General features: G+C 52.3%; 24 protein-coding genes. 2 read left to right on the forward strand and 22 right to left on the reverse strand.

All coding sequences use genetic code 11. The features are described from left to right. Window position 1: 1 nt before the first annotated feature. Window positions 2-1,141: an aminotransferase-like domain-containing protein gene (locus FCN15_RS05845; protein WP_138494077.1), complete on the reverse strand. Its 1,140-nt coding sequence runs from the start codon at window positions 1,139-1,141 to the stop codon at window positions 2-4. A 218-nt stretch (window positions 1,142-1,359) separates the two neighbouring features. Between FCN15_RS05845 and FCN15_RS05850 the strand changes: the two genes are divergently transcribed. Together FCN15_RS05850 and FCN15_RS05855 are read left to right on the forward strand one after the other, a co-directional pair. Continuing rightward, window positions 1,360-1,770 (forward strand): hypothetical protein, encoded by a 411-nt coding sequence (locus FCN15_RS05850; RefSeq protein WP_138494078.1) that lies wholly within the window; start codon window positions 1,360-1,362, stop codon window positions 1,768-1,770. Continuing rightward, window positions 1,767-2,840: a phosphodiester glycosidase family protein gene (locus tag FCN15_RS05855; RefSeq protein WP_138494079.1), complete on the forward strand. Its 1,074-nt coding sequence runs from the start codon at window positions 1,767-1,769 to the stop codon at window positions 2,838-2,840. Before FCN15_RS05850 ends, FCN15_RS05855 begins: the two co-directional genes overlap by 4 nt. Before the next feature lie 96 nt (window positions 2,841-2,936). Here FCN15_RS05855 and FCN15_RS05860 read toward each other — a convergent pair whose 3' ends face one another. The 21 genes from FCN15_RS05860 to FCN15_RS05955 form a co-directional block, all read right to left on the reverse strand. Further along, on the reverse strand, window positions 2,937-3,191 hold the full coding sequence (locus FCN15_RS05860; protein WP_138494080.1) for an AbrB/MazE/SpoVT family DNA-binding domain-containing protein: 255 nt from the start codon (window positions 3,189-3,191) through the stop codon (window positions 2,937-2,939). Between the two features lie 268 nt (window positions 3,192-3,459). Then, window positions 3,460-3,924: a tRNA (uridine(34)/cytosine(34)/5-carboxymethylaminomethyluridine(34)-2'-O)-methyltransferase TrmL gene (gene trmL, locus FCN15_RS05865; protein ID WP_138494081.1), complete on the reverse strand. Its 465-nt coding sequence runs from the start codon at window positions 3,922-3,924 to the stop codon at window positions 3,460-3,462. Window positions 3,925-4,069: 145 nt separating this feature from the next. Then, window positions 4,070-5,158 (reverse strand): 3-phosphoserine/phosphohydroxythreonine transaminase, encoded by a 1,089-nt coding sequence (serC, locus tag FCN15_RS05870; RefSeq protein WP_138494082.1) that lies wholly within the window; start codon window positions 5,156-5,158, stop codon window positions 4,070-4,072. Window positions 5,159-5,358: 200 nt separating this feature from the next. Further along, window positions 5,359-6,783 (reverse strand): type I glutamate--ammonia ligase, encoded by a 1,425-nt coding sequence (glnA, locus tag FCN15_RS05875; protein WP_138494083.1) that lies wholly within the window; start codon window positions 6,781-6,783, stop codon window positions 5,359-5,361. A gap of 284 nt (window positions 6,784-7,067) precedes the next feature. Beyond that, on the reverse strand, window positions 7,068-8,126 hold the full coding sequence (gene aroF, locus FCN15_RS05880; RefSeq protein WP_138494084.1) for a 3-deoxy-7-phosphoheptulonate synthase: 1,059 nt from the start codon (window positions 8,124-8,126) through the stop codon (window positions 7,068-7,070). A gap of 242 nt (window positions 8,127-8,368) precedes the next feature. Beyond that, entirely contained in the window at window positions 8,369-9,229 is an 861-nt protein-coding gene (locus FCN15_RS05885) for an Hpt domain-containing protein (RefSeq protein ID WP_138494085.1), read from the reverse strand. Window positions 9,230-9,447: 218 nt separating this feature from the next. Then, window positions 9,448-10,410 carry a 4-hydroxy-3-methylbut-2-enyl diphosphate reductase gene (locus FCN15_RS05890; RefSeq protein WP_138494086.1) on the reverse strand — a complete coding sequence of 321 codons (963 nt, stop codon included), beginning with the start codon at window positions 10,408-10,410 and terminating at the stop codon, window positions 9,448-9,450. A gap of 80 nt (window positions 10,411-10,490) precedes the next feature. Further along, window positions 10,491-11,966: a sensor histidine kinase gene (locus tag FCN15_RS05895; protein WP_138494087.1), complete on the reverse strand. Its 1,476-nt coding sequence runs from the start codon at window positions 11,964-11,966 to the stop codon at window positions 10,491-10,493. 1 nt (window position 11,967) lies between these two features. Further along, on the reverse strand, window positions 11,968-12,657 hold the full coding sequence (locus FCN15_RS05900) for a response regulator transcription factor (RefSeq protein ID WP_138494088.1): 690 nt from the start codon (window positions 12,655-12,657) through the stop codon (window positions 11,968-11,970). A gap of 105 nt (window positions 12,658-12,762) precedes the next feature. Further along, window positions 12,763-14,619 carry a S1C family serine protease gene (locus FCN15_RS05905; RefSeq protein ID WP_238996527.1) on the reverse strand — a complete coding sequence of 619 codons (1,857 nt, stop codon included), beginning with the start codon at window positions 14,617-14,619 and terminating at the stop codon, window positions 12,763-12,765. Window positions 14,620-14,825: 206 nt separating this feature from the next. Then, window positions 14,826-15,485 carry a response regulator gene (locus FCN15_RS05910; protein ID WP_420819549.1) on the reverse strand — a complete coding sequence of 220 codons (660 nt, stop codon included), beginning with the start codon at window positions 15,483-15,485 and terminating at the stop codon, window positions 14,826-14,828. Then, the gene (locus FCN15_RS05915) at window positions 15,482-16,516 is read right to left on the reverse strand and encodes a HAMP domain-containing sensor histidine kinase (protein WP_138494280.1); all 1,035 of its coding nucleotides are present in this window, start codon (window positions 16,514-16,516) and stop codon (window positions 15,482-15,484) included. Before FCN15_RS05915 ends, FCN15_RS05910 begins: the two co-directional genes overlap by 4 nt. 7 nt (window positions 16,517-16,523) lie before the next feature. Beyond that, window positions 16,524-17,513: a cell wall-active antibiotics response protein LiaF gene (liaF, locus tag FCN15_RS05920; RefSeq protein WP_138494089.1), complete on the reverse strand. Its 990-nt coding sequence runs from the start codon at window positions 17,511-17,513 to the stop codon at window positions 16,524-16,526. Window positions 17,514-17,559: 46 nt separating this feature from the next. Continuing rightward, on the reverse strand, window positions 17,560-17,772 hold the full coding sequence (locus tag FCN15_RS19125) for a hypothetical protein (protein WP_162515295.1): 213 nt from the start codon (window positions 17,770-17,772) through the stop codon (window positions 17,560-17,562). 10 nt (window positions 17,773-17,782) lie between these two features. Next, entirely contained in the window at window positions 17,783-18,016 is a 234-nt protein-coding gene (locus tag FCN15_RS05925; RefSeq protein WP_138494090.1) for a hypothetical protein, read from the reverse strand. 92 nt (window positions 18,017-18,108) lie between these two features. Continuing rightward, complete coding sequence (locus FCN15_RS19590; RefSeq protein WP_420819554.1) at window positions 18,109-18,666, reverse strand: 3D domain-containing protein; 558 nt, start codon at window positions 18,664-18,666, stop codon at window positions 18,109-18,111. A 337-nt stretch (window positions 18,667-19,003) separates the two neighbouring features. Then, window positions 19,004-20,941, reverse strand: coding sequence for a threonine--tRNA ligase (thrS, locus tag FCN15_RS05935; protein WP_138494091.1), 1,938 nt, complete (start codon window positions 20,939-20,941; stop codon window positions 19,004-19,006). Window positions 20,942-21,337: 396 nt separating this feature from the next. Then, on the reverse strand, window positions 21,338-22,213 hold the full coding sequence (locus FCN15_RS05940; protein WP_162515296.1) for a putative sporulation protein YtxC: 876 nt from the start codon (window positions 22,211-22,213) through the stop codon (window positions 21,338-21,340). Between the two features lie 155 nt (window positions 22,214-22,368). Continuing rightward, window positions 22,369-23,505: a cyclic dehypoxanthinyl futalosine synthase gene (gene mqnC / locus FCN15_RS05945; protein WP_238996528.1), complete on the reverse strand. Its 1,137-nt coding sequence runs from the start codon at window positions 23,503-23,505 to the stop codon at window positions 22,369-22,371. 172 nt (window positions 23,506-23,677) lie between these two features. Then, window positions 23,678-24,865, reverse strand: a complete 1,188-nt coding sequence (locus FCN15_RS05950; RefSeq protein WP_138494094.1) for a trans-sulfuration enzyme family protein — start codon at window positions 24,863-24,865, stop codon at window positions 23,678-23,680. A gap of 2 nt (window positions 24,866-24,867) precedes the next feature. Next, window positions 24,868-26,103 carry an aminotransferase class I/II-fold pyridoxal phosphate-dependent enzyme gene (locus FCN15_RS05955; RefSeq protein WP_138494095.1) on the reverse strand — a complete coding sequence of 412 codons (1,236 nt, stop codon included), beginning with the start codon at window positions 26,101-26,103 and terminating at the stop codon, window positions 24,868-24,870. Window position 26,104: the final 1 nt, after the last annotated feature.

Below are 26,104 nucleotides of genomic sequence, written 5' to 3' on the forward strand. Positions count from 1 at the left end.
CTCAGTCCCCGCCCTGATCCAGGCGGGCAGTGAAGGCACTGAGGGCTGCCGCAATGCGGTCCAGCCCTTCGGCAAGCCTGCTGCTGCCGTACCCGGTACAGGTGAGCCGGATCAGGCGGTCCGCAGCTTCCGGCGGCTCCGCGAAGGCAAGCGGCCCGGGCAGGAAGGCCGCGCCCTCCAGCAGGGCGGCACGAAGCAAAGCCGTGCCGCTGAGCCCTGCCGGGAGGCGGAGCCAGAGATGGCGATCGCCGGACGGAAGGACGGCCGTCCCGCGCCAGGACGGGCCGCTCAGCTTCGACAGCATCAGCCCGCGGCGCGCGGCGTATTCCCGCCGCAGCCGGGTTTCATAGGCGGCCGGCGAGAATCCGGCCGCCCCGGCGAGCAGGTGCAGCAGCACCTGCTCGCTGCCTGGCGCAGGCGCGGCGCAGCCCGCCTGCGCCAGGGCCTCCGCGCCGGTTCCCGCGGCGCGGACCCAGCCCAGCGGCGGGAGATGCGGCTCCATGGAGCCGATCTCTATGACGCCGCTGGCCCCGCTGCGCGGCCCCTGCAGCAGGGCCGCGCGTTCTGGCGCGCTGCTGCCGCGCCAGGGCAGCCCGGGACCGTTGTACACGACAACGGTCACCCCAAGGCGCGCTGCAGCTTCCAGCAGCGCGGCGCTGCCGCCCCCGGCGCCGGAGATACCGGCGCCGGGGGCCAGCACAGCCAGCTTCGGCTTAACGCCTGCGCCGGCCCTTTCGAGCGTCACGGCAGCGCTGCCCGCCTCGCCGCTCTCCACCTGCAGCACTGCGGCTCCCGCTCGCCGCAGCGCCTCCAGCAGTTCCGGGTCCGACGGCCCCTCCACCAGCACAGGGTCGCCTTCTGCGATCAGGCTCCCAAATACCCGGTCTGCCGCGTCCCTGCCGTCCGCGGCCAGCAGCAGCGCCGCAGAAGTCATGCCGTCCTCTGCGGCCTTCCTATTTTTCCGGCTGCCCGCCGGTTCAATCCTTTGCAGCGCTTCAGCCAGCTCCCTGTGCGGAACCAGACTTTCATCCCGCCGTTCCTCCGCCAGATTAATCAGATCCTCTGCCGCTTCCAGCTCCCGGAGCTGTGCCTTCCAATGCTCCCATTCACTCGCCTTGCCGCTTGCCTTGCCGTTTGCCATGGTCATTCCCTCCTATCTTATAAGATGCATCTCACATGGAAACCGCCCTTCTTCCCCTGTAATTTGATTTCCAGAATTGTAACGCTGGACAAAGCAGAAGAGCAAGGCCGCCTATCCAAAATGTAACTCTATGAAAATACTGTCATATTTTGCGAAAGAAAACCCGTCATGCTAGAATATAACGTGTTCAAAAATTCATAGATGCTAGAGGTGATCAAATGCCATACGCTGCGGAGCAAGTTTCCACGTCTCCATCGCCGCGCAACCAGAGAAAGCGGGGACCATCCGTACAAGTTTTTTTAGCCGTATGGATTTTGCTGATTGGAGTAGGAGTATCTGCGACCGTCATGTACAGCAATCATATGAAGAAGCAAATGGTTAAGGAGCTGGACGCGAAATGGCAGCAGCAAGTTTCGCTCATTCAATCCGATTATCAGAATCAGCTTAAGACGCTTAACGGTGAGGTAGCCGAGCTGCAAACCAAAGTGCAGTCCTTTAATGAGCTCCTGACCTTTACGAAAGACAACGCCAGCAGCAAAACCGATAACAGCAATCAGCTGTACACCCAGCTAAGTGAAGTCAAGAAGCAGCTGAGTGATCTGCAGAAGAAGATGGATCTGCTCAAATGAACCTGCAGGTCAAACAGGTCAACCGTTTCTTTCTGCTGGCGACAGCTCCATTTCTCGGACTTCTACTGACACTTTGGATCAGCAGTGCTTCCCTGTCCTGGAACGTGAAGAATTCGTCCCTGGAGCAGAAGCATGATGCGGCTATTGTCGAACAGACCCAGGCGATCTCGGCGGGTCTGTCCCAAGCCGAACAAACAGCAAAGTATACCGTCACCACGATCAAGAAGACGGCGAATCTGTATACGCAGACGACACGGACAATGAACGCTATAGTAAGCACGGCCAAAGTTCAGGCAGCACGGCCTGAAACCATCTACAATAAGCGCATTGTTTCCCGGCTGGGTGTCCCCTTTCAGACCGTCCAATCTGACCGGATCCGGATAGAGCTCTACAAACTGAATTCAGGCACCTATAAAGGCTACGCGATGAAGGTGAAGCTGAAGGACAAGTCCGCCATGAAAATGGTCCTGGGCAAGGATACTCTAGGCGGCTCTGAGACTACCCTGCATGCAGTTTCCAGATATGGTGCTGTCGCAGGAATTAATGCCGGCGGATTTGCAGATGCGGGCGGCAAGCGTTATCCGCTCAGCACAACCGTCTTGAACGGCAAATATTTGACCGGATTTGAACCGAGCTTTAAGGACTTGTTCTTTGTCGGCATGAGCACGTCCGGCAAGCTGATCGGCGGGAAGTTCTATTCCCAGCAGCAGCTCGACAAGCTCCAGCCGTTATTCGGCGCCTCCTTTGTGCCCGTTCTGCTGCAGAACGGAGTTAAAACCACCATCCCGGACAAATGGAAAATCTCGCCTTACCGCGCACCGCGGACCGTCATTGGCAGTTATAAGGATGACCAGCTCCTGATCCTGGTGGTAGACGGTTATGACGAGAACGGCAACTCCGGCGCTACTCTTGAAGAGATTCAGAACAAGCTGTTTAATCTTGGGGTTAAAAATGCTTACAATCTTGACGGAGGCGGGTCCTCCTCGCTTATATTTAACGGGCAGATCATCAACCACCCGTCAGACAAGGCCCTGCGGCCTGTGCCGACCCATTTCTTATTCTTCAAATAAAACAAACAAGAGCCCCCTTCCCCGGAGGCTCTTGTCTGTTTAGGCATTCGTAGTTATAGGATCATCTATATGTGCTGATGTCTTTAATTGTATGTATCAGCTTGGTCTGCGAAGTCCGTTCATTTCAGTCAAGCACTGCTTGCAAATTGTACGTTCCTTAAATTCTGTAACTTCCTCCATCGAACCGCAAAAAACACATTTCGGACGATAGCGTTCCAAAATAATATGATCGCCCTGTACCAAAATTTCGACAGGATCTCCCTCATTCATCTGATAACGCTTGCGAAGTGATTTTGGAAGCACAATTCTCCCCAATTGGTCTACTTTACGTACAACACCGGCTGGTTTCATTAGGCACCTCTTTCTTTAAATAGGAATGCGGATAGCAGCAATAAGATATTATTCGACAGAATAAGATCGAATCCTGCCGAATTTTATTTTTCTTTTATAAATTTTTTATATGTCTGTGCCCGATACGCAGCTGAAAAGGGCCGGCAGTAAGGTCTGCCGGCCCTTTAGTTTAATTCCTATTAGTTCCTATTCCGATCTGCTGCCCCGCTCTTGCTGATACCTGATACCTGCTTTAGCCGCAGTTTGCCGCCGCGCTGGCCGGCCTAAGCTAGCTCATGCCCGGGAATCCGGTCTGGCGGAGCGCTTCATACACAATGATAGCAGCAGAGTTGGACAGGTTTAAGGATCTCACCTTATCCGTCATCGGCATTTTCATCGCGGTCTCCCGGTTGGCTTCAATCAGCTCCGGCGGAAGGCCTTTTGTTTCTTTGCCAAAGACAAGGAAATCGCCGTCCTGAAAGGTAAATTCGTGATAATAATTTTTGGCCTTGGTCGTTGCATAGAAGTAGCGGCCATCCGGATATGCCGCCTGAAGCTCTTCAAAGGAATCATGGTATTCAATATGCACCGCATACCAGTAGTCAAGCCCCGCACGCTTCAGCGTCGCATCATCTGTCCGGAATCCAAGCGGCCGAACTAAGTGCAGATGGGTTCCCGTTGCTGCGCAGGTACGCGCGATGTTGCCCGTATTTGCCGGAATTTCCGGCTCAACCAATACAATATGTAAAGCCATGTTAATCTGACACCTCTCTGCTATAATCTAAGAGTTTCGCAATCAAACTCGCAGCCTTTATATTATAGCAAACACCTGTCCCCCAGCAAAAGAAAAAGAAACCCTGCCCAAGGCAAGGTTTCTTCACTCACAATGCTTAGTCTATTCAGCCGTTCTTACGCTGAAACTCCTCCATGAACTGAGCCAAAGCATCCACAGCTTCATAAGGCACTGCGTTATAGATGGAAGCACGAAGGCCGCCTACGCTGCGATGGCCTTTGAGCCCTATAAAGCCTGCAGCTTCAGATTCTTTAATGAACTGCTTCTCCAGCTCTTCTGTTCCAAGCCGGAACGTCACGTTCATGATCGACCGGCTGTCAGGATTAGCAAAACCTTTATAGAAACCGCCGCTTTGGTCAATTGTATCGTAAAGCCGGCCGGCTTTCTTCCGATTCAGCTGCTCAATACCTTGAAGTCCGCCCTGCTCTTCAATCCACTTGAGCACTTCATTTACCATATAAATGGAGAAGGATGGAGGAGTGTTATACAAGGAGTCATTTTTATAATGCGTGTCATACCGGAAAATAGTCGGCAGATGCTTCGGAGACTGCTCCAGAAGCTCTTCACGGGCGATCACAACCGTTACCCCGGAAGGACCCAGGTTCTTCTGTGCACCTGCATAAACCATACCGAAAGACTGCAAGTCAAAAGGCCGGGACAGAATGTCGCTGGACATATCCGCGATCAACGGCACATTACCCGTATCAGGATAAGTGAAGTACGCCGTTCCTTCAATCGTTTCGTTAGAAGTCAAGTGCAGATATGCGGTGTTCTCCGGCAGCTCAAGACCGGCCAAATCAGGGACTTCTCTGAAGCCTGCTGCCTCTGAGGAAGCCGCTACAAACGCCTCACCAGCCAGCTTAGCTTCCTTCAGCGCCTTATCCGCCCAGCTGCCTGTTCTCACATAGCCGGCTGTTTTCCCCTCAGTGAGCAGGTTCAGCGGAATCATGGCGAATTGAGTCGAAGCTCCCCCCTGGAGAAACAGCACTTTGTATCCCGAAGGATTGCCGAACAGGCCGAGCAATCTGCTCTGAGCCTCTTTATGGACGGACTCATATACCGCCCCGCGGTGTGACATTTCCATGATGGACATTCCTGTTTCCTTATAATCCACAAACTCAGCTTGCGCACGCTGCAGCACCTCAAGCGGCAAAGCAGCCGGACCTGCGTTAAAATTATAGGCTCTCTTGTTCAAAATGCTCCCATCCTCTCTTTTCTGCCACTTCATTTACGGAATATCATAACAACTCTCGTATATTCCATCAAGAGTCATCTCTGATCTTTTTTTAATATTTTAAAGCCTTGATGCATTAAAGTAACAATTTGTTCAAAAAGAAAACCTTCCGGTTAAATCCGGAAGGTTTTCGATTCGGAGATTTGCAAGATCTAACAATCTTACAGATCAAAGTAGAGGCTGAATTCATGCGGATGCACGCGAGTGGATACCGCTCTTGCTTCGTGACGCTTCAAATCTACAAAGTTATCAATAAATTCCTTAGTAAATACGCCGCCTTCTGTCAAGAACTCATGGTCAGCTGCCAATGCGTCAAGCGCTTCATCCAGGGAGCCTGGAACACTGCGGATATTCTGCTTCTCTGCATCGGACAATTCATAGATGTTTTTATCGAATGGACCATAGCCTTCTGTTCTAGGATCGATCTTCCGCTTGATGCCATCCAGACCAGCCATCAGCATTGCAGCGAAGGACAGGTAAGGGTTAGCGGTGGAGTCCGGCGTACGGAACTCGATGCGGCAGCCTTTAGGTGTTACAGCAGCAACCGGGATACGAACCGCTGCAGAACGGTTACCTTTAGAGAACACAAGGTTTACTGGAGCTTCATAGCCAGGAACCAGACGTTTGAAGGAGTTTGTACTTGGGTTCGTGAACGCGATCAATGCCGGGGCATGATGCAGGATACCGCCGATGTAGTGCAAAGCTGTTTCGCTCAGATTTGCATATGCGCCTTTTTCATAGAACAAAGGCTCGCTGCCGTTAAAGATCGACTGGTGAACGTGCATGCCGCTTCCGTTGTCGCCAAACAGCGGTTTTGGCATAAAGGTTGCCACTTTGCCATGTTTGAAAGCCGTGTTTTGAACAATGTATTTGTACTTCATCAAGTTATCAGCTGTTTTAACCAAAGTGTCGAAACGGAAGTTGATCTCCGCTTGACCGGCTGTAGCCACTTCGTGGTGATGGCGCTCTACGACCAGGCCTGCTTCTTCAAGCAAACGACACATTTCGCTGCGCAGATCCTGACCTTTGTCGGTAGGAGCTACAGGGACGTATCCGCCTTTAACCGGAACTTTAAAAGCTTGGTTGCCGCCTTCTTCAATGCGGCCGCTGTTCCAGCTTGCTTCTTCGGAATCAACGGAGTAATAGGACTTATTCATGCCGCTTTCGAAACGGACATCATCAAAGATAAAGAATTCGGATTCAGGAGCAAAATTAGCGTGAGTACCGATACCGCTGTCCTGCAGATACTCCTCAGCGCGTACGGCGATGCTGCGCGGATCGCGCTCGTAACGTTCGCCTTCTGGTGTATAAATATCACACAATACGTTCAAAGTCGGGTGAGCTGTGAAAGGATCAACGAATACAGAACCGCTGTCAGGCATCATAACCATATCGGACTCTTCGATTCCACGGAAACCAGGAATGGAAGAACCGTCAAAAGCTACACCGTTAACGAAGGTTTCTTCGTCCACTGCAGAAGCAGGAAGTGAGATGTGATGTGAACGGCCTGCCAAATCAGTAAAACGGAAATCGACCCACTCAATCTGTTGTTCTTCAATTAATTTCAAAACATCCTGTGCTGACATCCTATTTTTCCTCCCAATCACGAACATTAAAGCGCAATCCGACGATTAACGTTCATACTTTTTTTATTTTTATTGTGGTCATTATAAATCTCAAATAGGTAAACGTCAATAGCTATGTAAGGTATTTTCGGTGATATGTGTCAGGTATTATCACATTTACCCCACTGCTGTAAAGCACAAAATTTCAATAGCCCTTCGGAACTCCGAAGGGCTGGGGGAAGCCTGTTCTCTGCTGGACTCGCTTACGCCTTCTGCTGTGTACAGAGGTCGTTATAACCGTTATCTTATGAACCCACGATTCCTAGTTCCAGTTCCTGCTGCGGAACTTTGAAGCTGCGGCCTACTAGAGGAGCCAGCTTGCCTAAATCCTGAAGCAGTTTCGAGAACTGATCCGGGAACAGCGACTGTACGCCGTCTCCTGTCATGGAGTTATCCGGGTCCGTGTGCATTTCAACAATAAGCCCGTCCGCCCCGGCGGCTACAGAGGCTTTGGACATCGGTTCAACGAGCTCCCGGCGGCCTGTGCCATGGCTTGGATCCGAAATGACCGGTAAATGACTCAGGTGCTTCAAGGACGGAATAGCTGCCAAATCGAGCGTATTTCGGGTATAGGTCTCAAAGGTGCGGATGCCGCGTTCACACAGCATGACATTCGGATTGCCGCCTGCCAAGATATATTCAGCTGCATTCAAGAGCTCGTCATAGGTGGCGCTGAAGCCGCGCTTAAGCAGAACCGGCTTGCCGCATTCCCCCAATTTGCGGAGCAAATCAAAGTTTTGCATATTTCTTGTACCGACCTGCAGAATATCCGCATACTCGGCACAAATATCGACGTACTCCGGTGTCATGACTTCCGTAATCGTCAGCAAGCCGTGCTTTCGGCCCGCCTCGGCCATCATGACCAGTCCTTCCACTCCAATGCCCTGGAAGCTGTAAGGGCCGGTGCGCGGCTTAAATGCGCCTCCGCGAAGCACCTGTGCGCCCGCAACTTTGACCAGTCTGGCGATCTCATCAATTTGCTCCGGGGATTCGACCGCGCAGGGACCGCCCATAATGACAATCTCTTCCCCGCCAATCCGGACGTCTCCGATCTGGATCACTGTATCCTCCGGGTGAAAATCACGGCTTGCCAATTTGTAGGATTTGGTGATCTTAACGACGCTCTCCACGTCTTTCATTTGTCTTAAATGCTCGGCAAGCTTAGGTTCAATCCGGCCGATGAGACCAATAACGGTTCGGTCATTTCCGCGTGAAATATGGGTTTGGATTCCTTCCTGTTCTATTAATGCAGCAATTTCCCGGACACGCTCTTCCGGTGTATGGGCAGAAGTAATGACGATCATCAGGGCACTTCCTCTCGATTTATTAACCATTAGCCATTCGGATAAGAACAGCTTTTCACTTTCTCACTTAAACGCTTGTTTGCTTTTAAGCTTTTATTTGTTAAAGTAAATATAATCGAGATTTCCTTTCTCGTCAAGAAAGTTATTTCGTTATAGGGGTTGTAGGACAATAAGAGGATAACAAGAGGACAATAAAACATTAAAAGCGCCTGATTAGGCGCCCCCAATGATCTTACCTGCTCTTACAAAACAGCCAGAGACTTCTCCAGAGCGGCATAAGACTCTTCAAACAGCTGCTCTAACCGCTCGAGCAGACTATAGCTGGCTGTCAGACCGGCCAAACAGCCCTGCTCGATTTCTCCGCATACTTTGGCAAAATAAGCCATACCGATGCTGAGGCTGCCGGATTTCAGGCTGTGCGCCACCTCCGCTGCCAGCTGAAGCTGCCCGTCTTCATGCAAGCGGATGAGCTTGGTTATCCGCTCAGGCGTCTCCTTACGCAGAAGCTCCAGCAGCGAGCGGATCATCTCCCGGCTCCCGTCGTCGATTTCAATAAGCGCACGGACGGTTTCAATATTAAGCAGGCCCCGCTGAAGATGCGGCTCTGTCAACCAGCCGTATACCGCCGCCTGAAGCTCATCCAGACCGAATGGCGCAGGAATCAGATCGCTTATCCCTGCTGACCTGTATTTATCCAGCTCTTCCTTACTGGTCCGATCAATAATAAGCAGCAGAGAAACCGGAAACCAGCCGTTCTCTTTCTCCAGAGCCCGAATCTTCCAGGCAGCCTCCTGCGCTCCTTCAGCAGTCCGGTTATCCCAAAGAATGAGTGCATAGGGATAATTAAATCTTGCATTAACAGCCTGCCGCGAATCTTTGACCACATCAATCTCCCGGATGCCCAGCCTCTTAAGAGCGTCCAGCACAGAAGCTGCCTGTCCGGCGGCATCCCCAACAACGAGAAGCCTGGCCTTGGCCAGGTCCTCTGCACCCTGCTCCGAAACCGGGCCATCCTCCAAATAGGCTAAGCTGCCTTCTACGGGCGGTTTCTCCTCCCATGCCGGCTCCGGCTTCAAACGAAGTGAATCTCTTACGCTTTCCATACCAATCTCCTCCTTTACCTGTCCTGAGCGGACCGGTGAATGATTATCTGGATCAGTAATACTGGAGAAACGTGTTCCGGCCTGTTTTCCCAAATCATACAATCTATTTCCATTATAAGCGTTTTACTAGCATAGAAAAACCCGCCAGAGGCGGGTCCAAACAATTAAATATGCAATTTCTTATATGGAAATTCTTAAATGGACTGTAATCGGCCGGGTCATGATTCCGCAGAAGCAGCCGCCTTGGCTTTCACCGGCGGAAGCAGTTTCTGCATATTAACCGTCCTCACAAGTTCCCAGGTGTCCGGATTATCGTTATCATACTGCTCCAGATAGGAGATAACCTCTTTGGTGATAGGAGTCGGCGTAGAAGCGCCCGAAGTGACAGCAACCCGCTTCTTGCCGATGAGCCATTCCCGTTTAAGTTCTGACAAGTCCGCAATCCGGTAAGCTTTAACACCGGCGATTTCTTCCGCCACCTGGGCCAGGCGGTTGGAATTGTTGCTGCGGGGGTCTCCCACGACAATGACCAGCTCCGCTTGACCAGCCTGATCGGCAACGGCTTCCTGGCGGACCTGAGTGGCCAGACAGATCTCATTATGCACTTCGGCAGCCGGATATCTCTCCAGCAGCTTCTTCATAATATGCTTGATATCCCACTGGCTCATGGTCGTTTGATTCGTAATCAGAATCTTGTCCGCCTGCAGCTGAAGCTGCTCGATCTCTTCTTCTTTCTCGATCAGATGGACATGTCCCGGCGCAATGCCGACTGCGCCCTCCGGCTCGGGATGACCCTTCTTGCCGATATAAATAATTTCAAAGCCCTCGGCAGCCTTCTCCTCGATCAGGACATGGGTCTTCGTTACATCGGGACAAGTAGCATCAACCGTGGTGAGCCCTTTCTCCCTGGCTCTTCTCCGCACCTCCGGAGATACTCCGTGTGCGGTAAAGATCACCGTTCCATGATCCACCTGGTCAAGAATATCCAGACGGTTCGGGCCGTCCAGCGTAATAATCCCTTCATCTTCAAAGGAATTGGTCACATGACTGTTGTGTACAATCATGCCAAGTATATAAATAGGCCGCGGGAGATCAAGGTTCTTGGCGGCTTGGCGCGCAAGCACCATCGCGTCGACAACTCCGTAGCAATAACCGCGCGGCGATATTTTTACAATTTCCATGGCAATTAACCCGCCTTTCCATCTTCCTGCTTGTAGAATAAGTGCTGTAACCGATGCAGGAACCACTCCATTATACCTTATTATGCAGCGGCGTTAAAGGTTGCCGGAAGCCAGATCAGGAAGGTTGTGCCTTCGCCTTTGCGGGTAAAGACCTCTACCGAACCCCGGTGTTCGTCAATAATCCACTTGCCGATAGACAAGCCGAGGCCGGTGCCGGGAGTAACGCCTCTTGACTGGTCTGCGCGGTAGAAACGGTCAAAAATATGCTCAACCTCCGAGCGTTCCATACCGATGCCTGTATCCTCAATCCGAATCCCAAGCTGGCCGTCATTTCGGAGCGTATCAATTATTACTTTACCGGAAGGCGTGTATTTGAAAGCATTTTCAATAAAAATAAAGAGCATCTGCTGTAAATAATCGCGGTCTCCCTCTACAACAGCGTCTTCCAGCGCACTCAGATCGCCCTGCAGCCATTCGGCTTTTCTCGGCAGAAACTGGGCACGGCGGATAACATCAGTTACCAGCGGCTCCATCTCCACGGCTGTCTTCTCGATCGTTTGACCCGCATCCGCGCGGGCAAGAGACAGCATGTCATTGACGAGACGGCTCATGCGGCTCGCTTCATCGGCAATATCGCTGATCGCTTCGACGGACATGAGATGCATATCGGCCGGATTAAGCTTGCTTCTGCCCTCGTCTTCCTGCGTCCACACCTTCTTCAGGAGATCTACATTCCCGCGGATGGTAGTCAGCGGAGTGCGGAGCTCATGCGACGCATCGGAGACAAAGCGGCGCTGCGCGGCATAGGCGTCATCCAGTTCATTGTAAAAGGTCTCCGTCCGCGAAAGCATCCGGTTCACTGTACCGATCAGCTGCCCGATCTCGTCCTGCGGACCGTCGTAATCAATCCGGACGCTGAGATCATTCCCGGTCTGGATCTGATCCGCAGCCTTAATCACCTTGCCGATCGGCTTCATAGACGTACGTGCGAGGAATAAGCCAAACGTTGAAGCTACAAGGATTGTAATGATCGACCCGAATAACAGCACATGCCACAGCTGATCCATAATCCGGTTCTCGGATGCGGTATTCGCTGCAAGCTCGACAAGCCCGATCACGCTGGACTTTCCAGAGTCCGTCGTGGCTGTAATCGGTACCAGCAGGACGCTGTACTGGTTGCCTCCGACCTTCACATTTTCAAAATGAGCCTTTGGATTGCTTCCCATTTCCTCTGCTTCCGGGACAGGAAACTCCATGGCACGGTTCTTCAGGCCGTTCGACACCTGCGTTAACCCGGAAATGTAGCTGTGGGTCTGCCAGAAGATCTGGGCGTCCTCCAGCCGGATCCGCTGATTCATATCAGGCGTCAGATCAAAGCCTTGGATGGAAGTAATGTTGAGGGAAGCCAGTGTCGGATTCGCCTGCTCGATAATTTTTTTCTTGACCTCTGAAAAAATATTATGCCTTACGATGCCGTAAATCGATGCACAAAATACAAGAAGTGTTACGGCCAGAATACCCGTGTACCAGGCCGTTAATCTGAGCCTGATGGACATCTCAGGAATCCCCTCTCAAAATATATCCGGCTCCGCGGATCGTCTGAATAACCCGTTTGCCTCCGTACTCCTCCGTCTTCTGCCGCAGCATAGCGATATAAACCTCCAGAACGTTGGATTCTCCGCTGTAATCATAACCCCATATTTTGTCCATGATGAGGTCACGGGTGAGCAGGCGTTTTGGATTTTGCATGAACAGATGGAGAAGATCGAATTCTTTCGCTGTCAGCTCCAGCCGCTGACCGGAACGGACAACCTCCCTGGCGTCCAGGTCCATAATGATATCTTCAAAAATAAGGCGCTGACCGCCGCCTTCCCCGTTCGGCTCCTTGCGTCTCAGCAGGGCACGGACGCGCGCCAGGAGCTCCTCCAGCGCAAAAGGCTTGACCAGATAATCGTCAGCGCCGTTATCAAGCCCCTTCACCCGGTTCTCTACCTCATCCTTGGCCGTGAGCATCAATACGGGAACTGTGCTTCCGCCTTCCCGCAATCTGCGGCACACCTCAAAGCCGTCAAGCTGAGGCATCATCACGTCCAGAATGATCAGATCAGGATCGGAGGACATCATCATTTTTAAACCTTCGAGTCCATTGTTGGCCGTATAAACATCGTATCCTTCAAATGCCAGTCCGCGCCGCAGCATGGACGTAATCTTCTCATCATCATCAATAACCAAAATTCCGTTTCTCACCCGAGCATCCTCCAATAAATCAATATTCCTTGCTTATAAATAGAAGCGGTAGGGAATGAACCCTGCCGCTTCTCATTAAAGCTCCACATGCAGCCGTCGTCAAGATTAAGGATTAGTTGTACTGCTGCTGCTGGTTGACGTTTGGTAATCATTTTTATTGCCGACTGTGACAGGGAGATCAATCTTCTTGCCGTCGCGGACAATATTCAGCGTAATTTTGTCGCCGACTTCCTTCTTCTGGATGTAAGCGATCAGATCATCGGCCGTTGCATAGCTGGTGCCGTCTGCTCCGGTAATGATGTCATATGGACGCAGATCCGCTTGATAAGCAGGCGATTTATAAAGAACCTCCATGACCAGAGAGCCTTCGGTTACACTGGTGCCCATTTGCTGAGCAACTTGCGGAGTTACCGTCTGCAGGCTTGCTCCAATAAACGGCTCTGGAGTCGCCGGAATTTCTTCGTTGTTCTTCAATTTATCCAATACTTCAGAGATCGTGCTTGTTGGGATCGCAAAGCCGATACCTTGGGCATCCGAGCTGACTGCCACGTTGATCCCGATAACTTCACCGTTCAGGTTAAGCAAAGGACCGCCGGAGTTACCAGGGTTAATGGATGCGTCAGTTTGCAGCAGATTCTCATACTTACGGTCATCCTCGCCGTCCTCACCGGCAATCGTAATTTCACGTCCGGTCGCACTCAGCACACCGGCAGTGACGGTATGGTCAAAGCCCTGCGGGTTACCGATTGCGACTACACTTTCCCCTACCTGCTCCTGGTTGGAGTCAGCCAGCGAGATGGACGGGAAGTTGCCGTCACCTTCAATTTTCAATACAGCCAGGTCAAGATCATAGCTGGTTCCAAGCACTGTGGCTTCATAAGGTTTGGTCGTACCCTGCACCGTTACCTGTACCACATCCGCACCATGCACCACGTGCTCATTGGTCAAAATGTAACCGGACTTGTCGAAGAAGAAGCCGGAGCCCAGTCCGGACTCTACGAGTCCCTGATCACTGCTGCTTCCGTTGCTGCTGCTTCCATCGCTGCTTCCGCTACCGCTGCCGCTGCTTCCATTACTGCTGCCGCCGCCGAACTGATCCCCGAAGAAGTAGTTAAAGAACGGATCATTGTTATAGGAGCTGCTGCCGCTGCTGCTGCTGGATTTAACCAGCGTTTCGATCTGCACGACTGCCGGTCCGGCCTGCTTCACTACAGAAGTTACATCGCCGCCCGTGCTGACCGGAAGCTTCACATTTGTAGCCGAAGAATCGGAGGTGGAACTAGAGGTATCCGATACTGCAGCGGATACAACCTGCTGTTTGCCGCCCGTAAACAGGTTCTCATAATCGGCATAAGCCATGGCTCCGCCCATCAGCACCATGCCAGCCAGTACGCCGGCAACAACCGATTTAATTGGTGATTTAGATTTCTTCTGCTTGTACTGCCAATTCGGATTTTTGCCTCCGGCATTGCCGGAATCGGAACTGCCCTGACTGGCCGCGGAATCCATGCTTGAGCGTGTCAGATAGCCAGCTGGCATCGGACGAACCGGCTGAGGCGGAGTTACTTCAACGTCCTGGCGGCTGGAATCATAGCTGCTCTCTTCGCGGCTGCGTTCCTGGGACTGGTAAGGCCCGTAAGAATAGTAGTAAGAAGAATCAGAGCCTGCAGAAGCCGGCTCCTGACTGCCGGAGCTTTTGCTGTACTCGCTGCTGGAAGAGTAGTCGCTGGAGGATTTGCTATAGTCATTGGTGGAAGTATAGTCATTGTTGGAAGTGTAGTCACTGGAGGTTCTGCTATAGCCGCTGTAGCTGCTGCGGTTATTCATTTCATCGTTCTGATTAAAGTTATCGTTAGTGTTATCGTTAGTGTTATCGTTGTTAGTGTTGTTATTGTCGTTATTATTCGAAGCGGCACCAAAGCCGAAACCAAAGCTGGAATTGTTGTTGTTACGTTCGTCCATCGTTCATTTTCCTCCTCATCCCTGGTTGTTTAGGGGTTATGTTCTTGATGGTTTTATTTTGTACTATAAACCTTAAGCAAACATTAAAAACAATTAAAAAGAAAATAAAACCCGAAGAAACCACAAAAACCTCCAATATACGAGATGCGAGATTCTAGATTAAGGAGAGGCGGAAAAAGGTTCACGGCACTGCTGCCTCCAGCCGATCAGGAAACCCAGCCCTGCCGGTGCGCATAGATCGCAAGCTGTGTCCGGTCCTCCAGCTCGCATTTCATCAGCAGGTTGCTGACGTGGGTCTTTACCGTCTTGATGCTGATATGAAGCTCTTCCCCGATCTCCTTGTTGCTTTTGCCTTCGGCGATCAGAAGCAGCACCTCCTTCTCCCGTTCGGTCAGCCCGGCCGTGTCGCCTTGTACCGTTTTCTGGCGGATGCCGCGCGTCAGCGCCTGGGCCACATCCCCGGTCATCACCGGCATTCCCCGGTAAGCCCCCTGCAGCGCATAAATGAGCTCTTCAGCCGAAACGGTCTTCAGAACATAGCTGACTGCCCCTGCCTCTATCGCCTCTACAACCAGATCATCTTCCAGAAAGCTCGTCAGGATAATGATCTTTATCCCGGCATGCCGCCCAAGAATAAGACGCGCAGCCTCGGCTCCGTTCATTCCCGGCATCATCAAATCCATCAGCATAATATCCGGCCGGCTGTCCGGCTCCATCGCATCAACCGCTTCAGCCGCCTGCTGTCCGTCCCCGGCCTCGGCGATCACTTCAAATTGGGGGTCCAGCGAGAGATACGTCTTTAAACCCATTCGCACCATATCGTGGTCGTCCACGATCATGACTCTGATTGTCCTGTTATTCATCATTCTTCCCCTTTCCTGGCATCGTCAAACTTCGGTATATGTATGCGGATTGTGGTTCCCGCGCCCGGCTTGCTGATCACTTCAGCTGTTCCTCCCAGCTTCTCCGCCCGCTCACGCATGGTGGACAGCCCGTAGGAGCCCTGCTTCTGCACCGAAGAGCTGAATCCCTGGCCGTCATCGCTGACGCTCAGCACCACCTGGCGGGGAGACTCCTGCAGTGAAAGGCTGACCAGCCGGGCCCCGGCGTGCTTGACGATGTTAGCCATAGCCTCCTGGATGATGAGAAAAAGCTGGTGTTCAATCGCTTCAGACAGCTCGCCCTGGAGATCGAGATCAATCATGCCTTTCAGTCCGTTCTGGCGGCAGTAATCCGGAAACCACTGGTCCAGCGCCTCGGATAACGATTTGCCGACAAGCTCCATCGGCCGCAGCTGAGCGATCAGGGCCCGCATTTGCTTCTGGGCAGTATTAGACATTTGAATCAGCTGCTCCATCACCTCGCGGCCGCGCTCAGGCTGGATTTCCAGTATTTTCGGGAGGGACGAAGCCGCCATATGCACAGCAAAAAGCTGCTGGCTCACCGTGTCATGCAGATCACGCGCGAGCCGCCGCCGCTCCTCCAGCACCGCTTTCTCCGCGGCCTGTTCTTTATTGGTCACTTCCTGCTCCCCAAGCTGCTGAAGCAGACGCATCTTCTTCTCCACCGCTTCGGCCATGCCGTTGAACTCGCCGTATATCCCGGCAAAGGTCATATCCGTTGAATCCGGGATGCGCACGGATAAATTCCCTTGAGCCACCTGCAGCATGCTTAAATGAAGAATGTCGAGCCGTCGCTGGATGCGCTGGCCTGCAATGTAACCAATGACCACTGTAAAAATAAGAATGCCCGCTACATAATAGATCCACATCCGGGGGTCGGATACAACGATATAATGCGTGGAATTGCCGGTGTACAGAACCCCGGCTGTCAGAGCACCAGCGAGCAGGAAGTAGAAGAGCAGCTCCCACTTCGTGCTTCTTAAAACCTTCATCATCATCTGCTCAGCCCACCCTGTTGACCCGGATATCCCCGACAAACACGTTGATGTTCAGCTTAATGCGTTTGCTGGTTTCGTTAAAATTCGGTGTTTTGGAGGTTACGCTGCTCATAAACCCGCCCGACTTCTCCTGAAGAACCTTCATGTCGCCGATCAGCGAGCTGGAGGATACCGAAATGCCCAAATCCGCATCAGCCGGCACGAACACCTTTACGTCTCCGATAAAGGCCGAAACGTTAATTTTTGTCTCCCCGTAAGGAATCTGTGCTTTGGTCAGGTCGATAATGGTATCGCCGATAAAATGGGAGATGTTAGCCGGCTTCAGCTCAAAGTATTGATCGCCAAGCCGGACGTCGCCAATGAAGCCCGAGCGGTTGATTTTTTCGGTAGCGTCCGTCTGTCTATATTCTCTGTGGTGTCTATGATGTCTATGGTGTTTATAGTGCTCTTGCCCGTATTGTTCCTCTGCCTTCGCCTTCTCTTCCAGATCCTTCTGCTTCTTGCTCTCCTCGGGAAAAGCCTGCTCAAAGGCTTCATCAAAGGAAGAGCCGAAGTTTGGCTCAAGGGACGGATCAAGCGGAGCCGGAGGCGGAACAGGAGACGGAACAGGAAGCTCGTTGCTTCCCGCATCAATGGAGGAATCCCGGTTCCGTCTGGAAGGCCGGAACATCACCGACAAGCCCGCTGCAATCAGAACCACAGGTACCGCGTATTTGAAGAATTCGCCTGCCGACATGTCAACAAGATTCAAATTTCTAGCCAGGAAAAAGCCTCCTACAACTGTAACGACAAGCCCGCCAAATATCGCTCCGCCGTTTCTCGCGCTGTTGGCTATCTGAGATAACCCGGCCAGAAGGACGAACACCGGCCAAAACGTTGCAAACAGCTCCCCAAGGCTGAGTTCAATGTATCCCAGCATATTTAGAAGAAGCAGCACACCGGCTGCCAGCAGCATCAATCCCCCAACCATTCTGCCAGTCCATCCTTTAAACATGTCTATTCCCCCGTCTTCCCTTAACTTGTAAGTTCATGTTATAAGTTTAGCCGAGATCCGGCAAGCTGAATAGCGGCGGCAGATTGATTAGCTCTCGGTCTTGAGACGGATGCCGGTACAAATGCAGATAAAGAAGATTGCAGGAATGAGCCGGGAGTGCAGATGGCAGGCAGAGGGCAGGGAATACAGGCATAGAAAAACAAAGAAGATGCCGCTGCTGCGGCATCTTCTCTGCTTGGCCTGCTTCCTGTTTCTTCAAGAGGCCTGCCTTACTTCATTTGTTTGCCGGCTTTCGCCTGCTGTACTTTCTTCTTCACCGGCTGGCTGCTCAGATCGGCGAATTCTGCGTCAAACTTCTCATTCGGCGTTTTGTAGCCTGGGCTCTTCGCTGCTCCCATTGCTCCTGCAGACTTCACTTTCTGCTGGACGGGATTGCTGCCGAGCTCTGCGAATTCCGCATTGTATTTCTCGTTTGGTGTTTTGTAACCTGGATTTTTAGCCATTGGTAAAGCACCTCCGGTTTCATTTGGGTCAGCCATAACGACTAACCGAAATGTATTATGCGGAGCTGAAACCCCAGCTATACAGGTAACATTTAGATGGAATTTTCCCAGGTCGGGTCCATTAAATCTTCATTCACTTCAATGGATTCACCGAACTTCTGAATCATCTGCTCCGTAAGCTTGCCGTCGCCCCATTTGATGACGCGGACATCGACCTTCTTCTTGCCCCACTCTTCAAATACCTGCTTCGTTGTCGAGAAGTACAAATCCAGATGGTTGCCCTTAATAGCTCCGCCTTTATCCGCGACAACTCCATAACCGTACCCCGGGATATAGAGAATCGTACCGAGCGGGAAAACCTTCAAATCGGCTGCAATTGTTGATAATGCCCCTTTGTCGCGTCTGACTTTCACACCTGAATAAGTGATTCCGTACTGTGGATGGCTGGGCCTTTTTCCGGTGGATTCATAACCTGCAGTATATCCAGTGGCAAGTACAGTTACGACCTCGGCCGGCTTCTGAACCGTTTCCTGCTTCTGCAGTCCCGCGACCGCCTGCGCAAGCCTGCCCGCGTCAGACATCGCTTTGCCTATTACGCTGCCCGCGGCCCTAACAGCCTCATGGCTGTCGGCCTGGCTCGTTCCGGCCAGTTCAAAATCCGGATCAAAATCACTTTCATCGTATGCGCTGTACGTATAGTAAAGGTCAGTCTGATTCAGACCAAACCCCGCGACGGCATATTCGCCCAAATCCAGATTAAACAGGTCAACCCCGACATCATTGTAGAGCTCGCGGCCAAGTGAAAAACCGCCAAATGCAGCTGCGGTTCTTTCGCCTTCGAAACTATTAAAGAACAATCCGAATCCTATCAAAATCAATGTGAGTTTGTTCCAGAATTTAAAATGGCGCATGTGAAATCCTCCCCCTTATTCGCAAGGATGTCCACATACGCCATGATTTATACCAAATTTTATATGATTGAAATTATTAGATGGTATGGCTGCGGATTTCTTCCGACAGCAAACCGATCGTTTCGGCCAGTGATTTAGCTCCGAGGTCGCCTTCGCCGCGCTTGCGGACGGATACGGAACCTGCGTTCATTTCGTTCTCGCCGACGATGAACATGTAAGGAACTTTTTCAAGCTGGCCTTCGCGGATCTTGTAGCCGAGCTTCTCGTTTCTGAGGTCAGCTTCGACACGGATTCCAGCCTCCTGCAGCTTCTCCGTAACTTCCTTCGCGTAAGCTTCGAATGCGCCGGATACCGGAATGACCTTCGCCTGAACAGGCGACAGCCAAAGCGGAAGAGCGCCTGCAAAGTTCTCAAGCAGGAAGGCCGTCATGCGCTCCATGGTGCTGATAATGCCGCGGTGGATAACAACCGGACGGTGCTTCTGGCCGTCGTCTCCCACGTATTCCAGTTCAAAACGCTGCGGCAGCAGGAAATCCAGCTGGCAGGTCGACAAGGTTTCTTCTTTGCCGAGCGCGGTTTTGATCTGAACGTCCAGCTTAGGACCGTAGAAGGCAGCTTCTCCCTCTGCTTCAAAGAAAGGAATGCCGAGCGATTCAACAACCTCGCGGAGCATGCGCTGGGACATTTCCCACATTTCGTCGTCCGGGAAGTATTTTTCGGTATCTGCTGGATCGCGGTAGGACAGGCGGAACCGGTATTCCTTGATGCCGAAGTCCTCGTAAACGCGCTGAATCAGCTGAATTACCCGTGCAAATTCTTCCTTGATCTGATCCGGACGGCAGAAAATATGCGCATCGTTCAGCGTCATGGAACGCACGCGGTGCAGGCCCGTCAAGGCCCCGGACATTTCATAGCGGTGCATCAGGCCAAGCTCGCCGATCCGGATCGGCAGGTCGCGGTAGCTGTGCATTTCGCTCTTATAAACCATCATGTGGTGCGGGCAGTTCATCGGACGAAGCACAAAGCTTTCGTTGTCCAGCTCCATAACCGGGAACATGTCCTCTTGGTAGTGCTCCCAGTGGCCGGAGGTTTTGTACAGGTCCACGTTGCCCATTACCGGAGTATAAACGTGCTGATAGCCAAGACGCTCTTCCAGGTCTACAATGTAGCGCTCCAGAGTACGGCGCAGCTTCGCCCCGTTTGGCAGCCAGATCGGCAGGCCTTGTCCAACAAGATTGGAGAAGGTAAAAATTTTCAGCTCTTTGCCAAGCTTGCGGTGGTCGCGTTTCTTCGCTTCCTCCAGCAGGCGCAGATGCTCGTCCAGCTCGGCCTTCTTAGCAAAAGCTGTGCCGTATATACGCTGCAGCATCTTGTTGTCGCTGTTCCCGCGCCAGTAAGCGCCAGCCACGCTGAGCAGCTTGAAGACTTTAATTTTGCCAGTGGAAGGAACATGCGGCCCGCGGCAGAGATCAAAGAACTCCCCTTGATCATAAATCGACAAGACGCTGTCCTCAGGCAGATCACGAATCAGTTCCAGCTTGTAGGGATCGCCCAGCTCGGTGAAGATCGCAAGCGCCTCTTCCCGGCTGACTTCGCGGCGGGTAATCGGCAGATTTTCCCCTACAATCCGTTCCATTTCTTTCTCAATCTTCTGCAGGTCTTCCGGATTCAGCGGATGCTCAAGGTCCATATCATAGTAGAAGCCGTCCTCAATCACCGGACCGATCCCGAGCTTAACCTCTTTATTGCCAAAAAGGCGTTTCACCGCCTGCGCCAGCAGGTGGGCTGTACTGTGACGCATCATTTCGAGCCCTTCCTTGGAATCGAGAGTCAGCAGTTCAACCTGCGCCCCGTCTGTTAATTTGGTGTTCAAATCAACAACTTTCCCGTTCAGCTTGCCGCCAACCGCGTTCTTGCGGAGCCCGCTGCTGATGGAGGATGCTACATCTTCCAAAGTGCTGCCTTCTGCGTACTCTCTTACGGAGCCGTCCGGCAGGTTAATTGAAATGGCCATGTTGTTCAATCTCCTTCTAAAATAGAATGATTAAGACTTACGGTTCTCACCGGAAGCGGAGAACAAATCAAAAAACACCCGCCCCCGGAAAGGGACGAGTGCTGTACCCGTGGTTCCACCCTAATTCAGCCCAAGTTGCAGGCCCTTCATTAGCCGTTCTTAACGGAAACGGTTCCGGCAGTTCCTAGTTCGCCGCTGACACAAGGTCAGACTCCGCGGTTCAGAACTGCAGCTCCAAAGGGGTAAACCAAACCGGAAAATCCGAAGGAAATTGCAGCCGATGTTTCCTCTCTCTGTACGGTCCCGTCAGATTTGGTCCATGTCTTTGTCTTCGCTGTTCATTTTGAAATTCTTAGTGTATTATAAGCTCCCTTTTTAAGAAGAGTCAAGCCCGGATCAGTCAAGGCAAAGCTGTGCCCGCTCACCGAATATTTCCTGAATGGTGGCGATCATCCGCAGCTCAGGCTCCTGGGTATGGATCATGATGCGGGCCGGAGAGAGGGAAATCAGCGAGCTGACGACCGCATCCTCCATCTGCAGCTCCAGATCCGCCATTTTAACTGAGATTCCATCATCCTGGGGAAGCGGCCCAAGCGGAAGCATCTGGTCATCCAGCAGCTGGAACTCCATGCCCTCAACATGCTTCAAGTGAATCAGCGGCATCCGCGCATCCTGGAATTGTACAAAATATTTAAGCAGTCCGATGAACTCCTCATACTGTTTGTCCAGCAGATATTCGTCCATGGCAAGATCAAGAGCATCCTTTAGTTCATCCTCATAAACAGGCATCCGGAACGTAAGCCACCCATCCACATCGACGGTCCCGAAAGAAGTCAGGCTGTCCAGAAACACACTGTAGATTTCAGCGATTCTCCGTTCACGGCCCCTCATATGCACCTCATAATAAGTTAACCCGTCCAGTATTTGAACGGCTAACTCAACGATCTGAGGCGCATCCTCATGTTTATGTAGGGAATAATATTTAGCCAGCAGTCTGCGCAGCAGAATGGGCTCTTTATCCCGCATAATATGCTCCGTAATAATCTCGGCCGCTTTAGACTTCAAGCCTTTGACTGTTCTTGCCGCAGGGATGGAAGCTCCGCTGCAAACACAGGTCACGTATACTCTGCCATGTCCATAGCCAAAGCGGAAAGAGAGATCGTTATTTCGTCCCTGACTCCATTTATCGCCTTCTGCCTGAAACATTTCACATAGCTGCTCGGCGGCCCGGCGGGAATCAACCGATGTTGTTATGGTAAACAGCTGCATCATATCGCTCCTTCCTCGAGTCCTCGAAACAAGTATATGGTGCCGGAGGAGCATGTATACGGACGGGGACTATGCAATGGATGGAAGGCGTTAAGCTGCATGGAAAAAGAAACAGGCCCCCATAACGGGAGCCTGCCAGTAAACAATATTAACAACAATTAGTTCTGCATAACAAAATCGTTCTCGATCTTCTCATTCGCATCGTCAAACGTACGCAGAATTTCATATCTTGTATTGCGCTGCGCCGGAATTTTGCCTGCCTGACGGATAATCTCCAGCGTTGAGGAGATATTGACTTTATGGGTAGCGCCGGCCGAGGATACTACATTCTCCTCGATCATTGTGCTGCCGAAGTCATCGCATCCGTACTGCAGGGACAGCTTGCCAATCTCCGGCCCCATGGTCACCCACGAGGACTGGAAGTGCTTAATATTGTCCAGTACAATCCGGCTGATTGCAACGGTCTTCAGATATTCCTCAGGCGTCTGGCGGTCCAGCTTCAGATTCGTATTGTCCGGCTGGAAGGTCCACGGAATAAAGGCCAGGAAGCCCTCAGATTTGTATCCGTTCTGAATGCATTCATCCTGCGCGTCACGGACACGCATCAGATGAAGCGCCCGTTCCTCCATGCTTTCGCCAAGGCCGATTACCATAGTGGCTGTCGTGTTCATCCCGATCTTGTGCGCGGTCTTCATGACGTCCATCCAGTCTGTCCAGGAGCCCTTCAACCGGCTGATTCTCCGGCGTGTCCGGTCATCAAGGATTTCAGCGCCGCCGCCCGGCAGGGAATCCAGTCCTGCTTCGTGAATCTGACGTAACACTTCTTCCAGTGACAGGCCGTCAGAGACCACCTTCATCTTCTGAATTTCGGCCGGAGAGAAGGAGTGCATGATAATGTCCGGAAATCTCTTCTTAATATCGCGAAGAATGTCTGTATAATAGCTGAACGGCAGGTTCGGATTGGTGCCGCCCTGCATCAGGATCTCCGTTCCGCCTACATCAATGGTTTCCTGTATCTTCTGAAAAATCGTTTCGTCAGGCAGCACGTAACCCTCTTCAGAACCGGGTCTCCGGTAGAAAGCGCAGAAACGGCAGTAAACGTCACAAACGTTCGTGTAGTTAATATTTCTTCCTATTACAAAAGTCGTTATCTTCTCCGGAAAACGTCTCTCCATCAAAATGTTGGCTGTGTGCCCCATCTTCTCAATTTCATTCGACTCAAACAAAGCGGTTGCTTCCTCCAGCGTCACACGTTCCCCGCGCAGCGCTTTCTCAAGGATAGAATCAATAGCCACTTTGATGCAGCCCCCTTCCATTTCATAAACTAGAACAGCTTGTGGATCGTCACTCGGGGCGTTCCTTTTTCTAATCCTAACATACCCTTCAAAAGAAAAGAAGCACCCGGAGGGCCGGATGCCTGGAAAATGTGAAAAAAGTCTCATTTAGTTTACCTATTCAAAAATTGACTTATGCCTGCGCAAGCGCCTGCTCAAGGTCAGCAATCAGATCCTCAACATCCTCAAGACCGACAGAGAACCGGAGCAGTCCGTCTGTAATGCCGCGCTCCAGGCGGACTTCCGCCGGCATCGAAGCGTGAGACATCATCGCCGGGTAAGATAAAATGCTCTCCACCGCACCAAGGCTGACAGCCACAATCGGCAGCTTCACCGCGTTGAGCACCTGTTTGGCCCGGTCACCGGAGCCAACATCGAAGGAGACAACGGCTCCATAACCGGCCGACTGCTGCTCCTGGATTTCACGGCCGGGATGATCCTTCAGCCCCGGATAGTACACGGCTGTGATATCACTGCGGCTGTCCAGCCACTCGGCAAGCCTGCGGGCGCTGATCTCACTGTGCGCCATCCGGGCGGACAACGTCTTCATGCCGCGCATGAGCAGCCAGGAATCCTGCACGCCGAGCACGCTGCCAAGACCGTTCTGCAAATACTTGAGCTGGCGGCCCAGCGATTCGTTGGCCGATACCGCAAGACCGGCCAGCACATCGCTGTGCCCGCCAAGGAACTTGGTGGCGCTGTGCAGGACGATATCAATGCCCAGTTCAATCGGACGCTGGTAGTAAGGAGTCATAAACGTATTGTCCACCATGCTGATCAGACCCTGCTCCTTCGACCAGGCCGCAAGGGCGGCGATGTCTGTAATTTTCAGCGTAGGATTGGAAGGTGTCTCGATATAGATTCCTTTAGTATTTGGACGAAGAGCGGCTTTAACCTCTTCAATCTTCGTCATGTCTACAAAGGATGCTTCGAGCCCGAACCGGTTCAGAATCCCCGTCAGCAGACGGTAAGTGCCGCCGTAGACATCCTCGGTAACGATGAGATGATCGCCTGCAGAGAAGAGCATAAATGCAGCGGATATCGCCGCCATGCCGCTCGGAAACGCATAGCCGTTCGTTCCGCCCTCAAGCAAGGCGATATAGTCTTCCAGCGCCTGGCGGGTCGGATTCCCGGACCGCGTGTAATCATGCTGCGGCGGGTTAAAGATATCTTCATGATGAAAGGTCGACGCCTGATAAAGCGGAACACTGGAAGCCCCGGTCGCGGCGTCCACTTCAGAGCCGAAGTGAAGCAGCCGCGTATCAAACTTCAGCTCGGAAGAGCGGTTCCCGCTGCCATTATTTCCGTCTTTGCTGCTCATACTCAGCGGCCCCCTTCCACTTCAGAGCGTGCCGCCTCAAGCGCCTGCGCCAGATCGGCGATGAGATCGTCCGGATGCTCAATGCCGACGGAGAAACGGAGCAGGCGGTCATCGACGCCTACCGCCTCCCGGATCTCAAGCGGAATGTCAGCATGGGTTTGCACTGCCGGATAAGTCAGCAGCGATTCCACGCCGCCCAGGCTTTCCGCGAAGGCGATCAGATTCAGATGACGCAGAATCGGCTCGACGTAGCGGGCATCGGTTACTTTAAAGGAGAAAATGCCGGTATTTCCGGAGGACTGGCGGTTCTGAATCTCATAACCCGGATGGTCAGGCAGCGCCGGGTAGAAGACTTCCGCAATCTGCGGATGCGTGCTCAGGAATTTCGCCACAGCCGTAGCGTTGCTTTCATGACGCTCCATGCGGAGCGCCAGCGTCTTCATTCCTCTCATCAGCTGGTAGCTGTCGGAAGGGCTGAGCACCGCTCCGATCGAGTTATGAAGGAAGGCGATTTCCTCGGAGAGCTTCTGTCCTTTTGTTACAATTAGACCGGCCAGGACATCGTTATGTCCGCCCAAATATTTGGTCGCGCTGTGAACGACGATATCGGCGCCAAGCTCCAGCGGGCGCTGGAAATACGGCGTCAGCAGCGTGTTATCCACAATGGTCAGCAGCCCATGGCGGGTCCCCCACGCGGAAACAGCCGCAATGTCCGTCACCATCATGAGCGGATTCGTTGGCGTTTCAATAAATACGGCCTTCGTCTCCGGACGGCGGGACGACTCGAGCGCGTCCAGATCGTTTGTATCCACATAAGTCGCAGTAATGCCATAGCGGGACAGAATTTTCTCAAACAGCCGGTAGGTGCCGCCGTACAAATCAAGAGAAACAATAAGGTGGTCGCCCGAGCTGAACATCATAAACAAAGTTTGAAGCGCAGCCATTCCGGAGCTGCAGGCAAAAGCGGCATCGCCGGATTCCAGATCGGCAGCAGCTTTCTCCAGCACCGCGCGGGTCGGATTTTTGGTGCGGGTATAGTCGAAGCCGGTGCTTTGGCCCAAGCGCGGATGGCGGTAGGCGGTAGCTTGGTAAATCGGATAAGTAATCGCTCCGGTTACCGGCTCTTCCATGGAGCCGATCTGCGCCAGCCTGCTTTCAATGCGGAGTTGTTCTGATTTGTTCCCTGAATTGTTCTCTGAATTGTTCCCTGAATTGTTCCCTGGATTGTTCTCTGGCATT

The sequence above is a fragment of the Paenibacillus pinistramenti genome, assembly GCF_005869875.1.
GTDB classification, from domain to species: Bacteria; Bacillota; Bacilli; order Paenibacillales; family Paenibacillaceae; genus Fontibacillus; species Fontibacillus pinistramenti.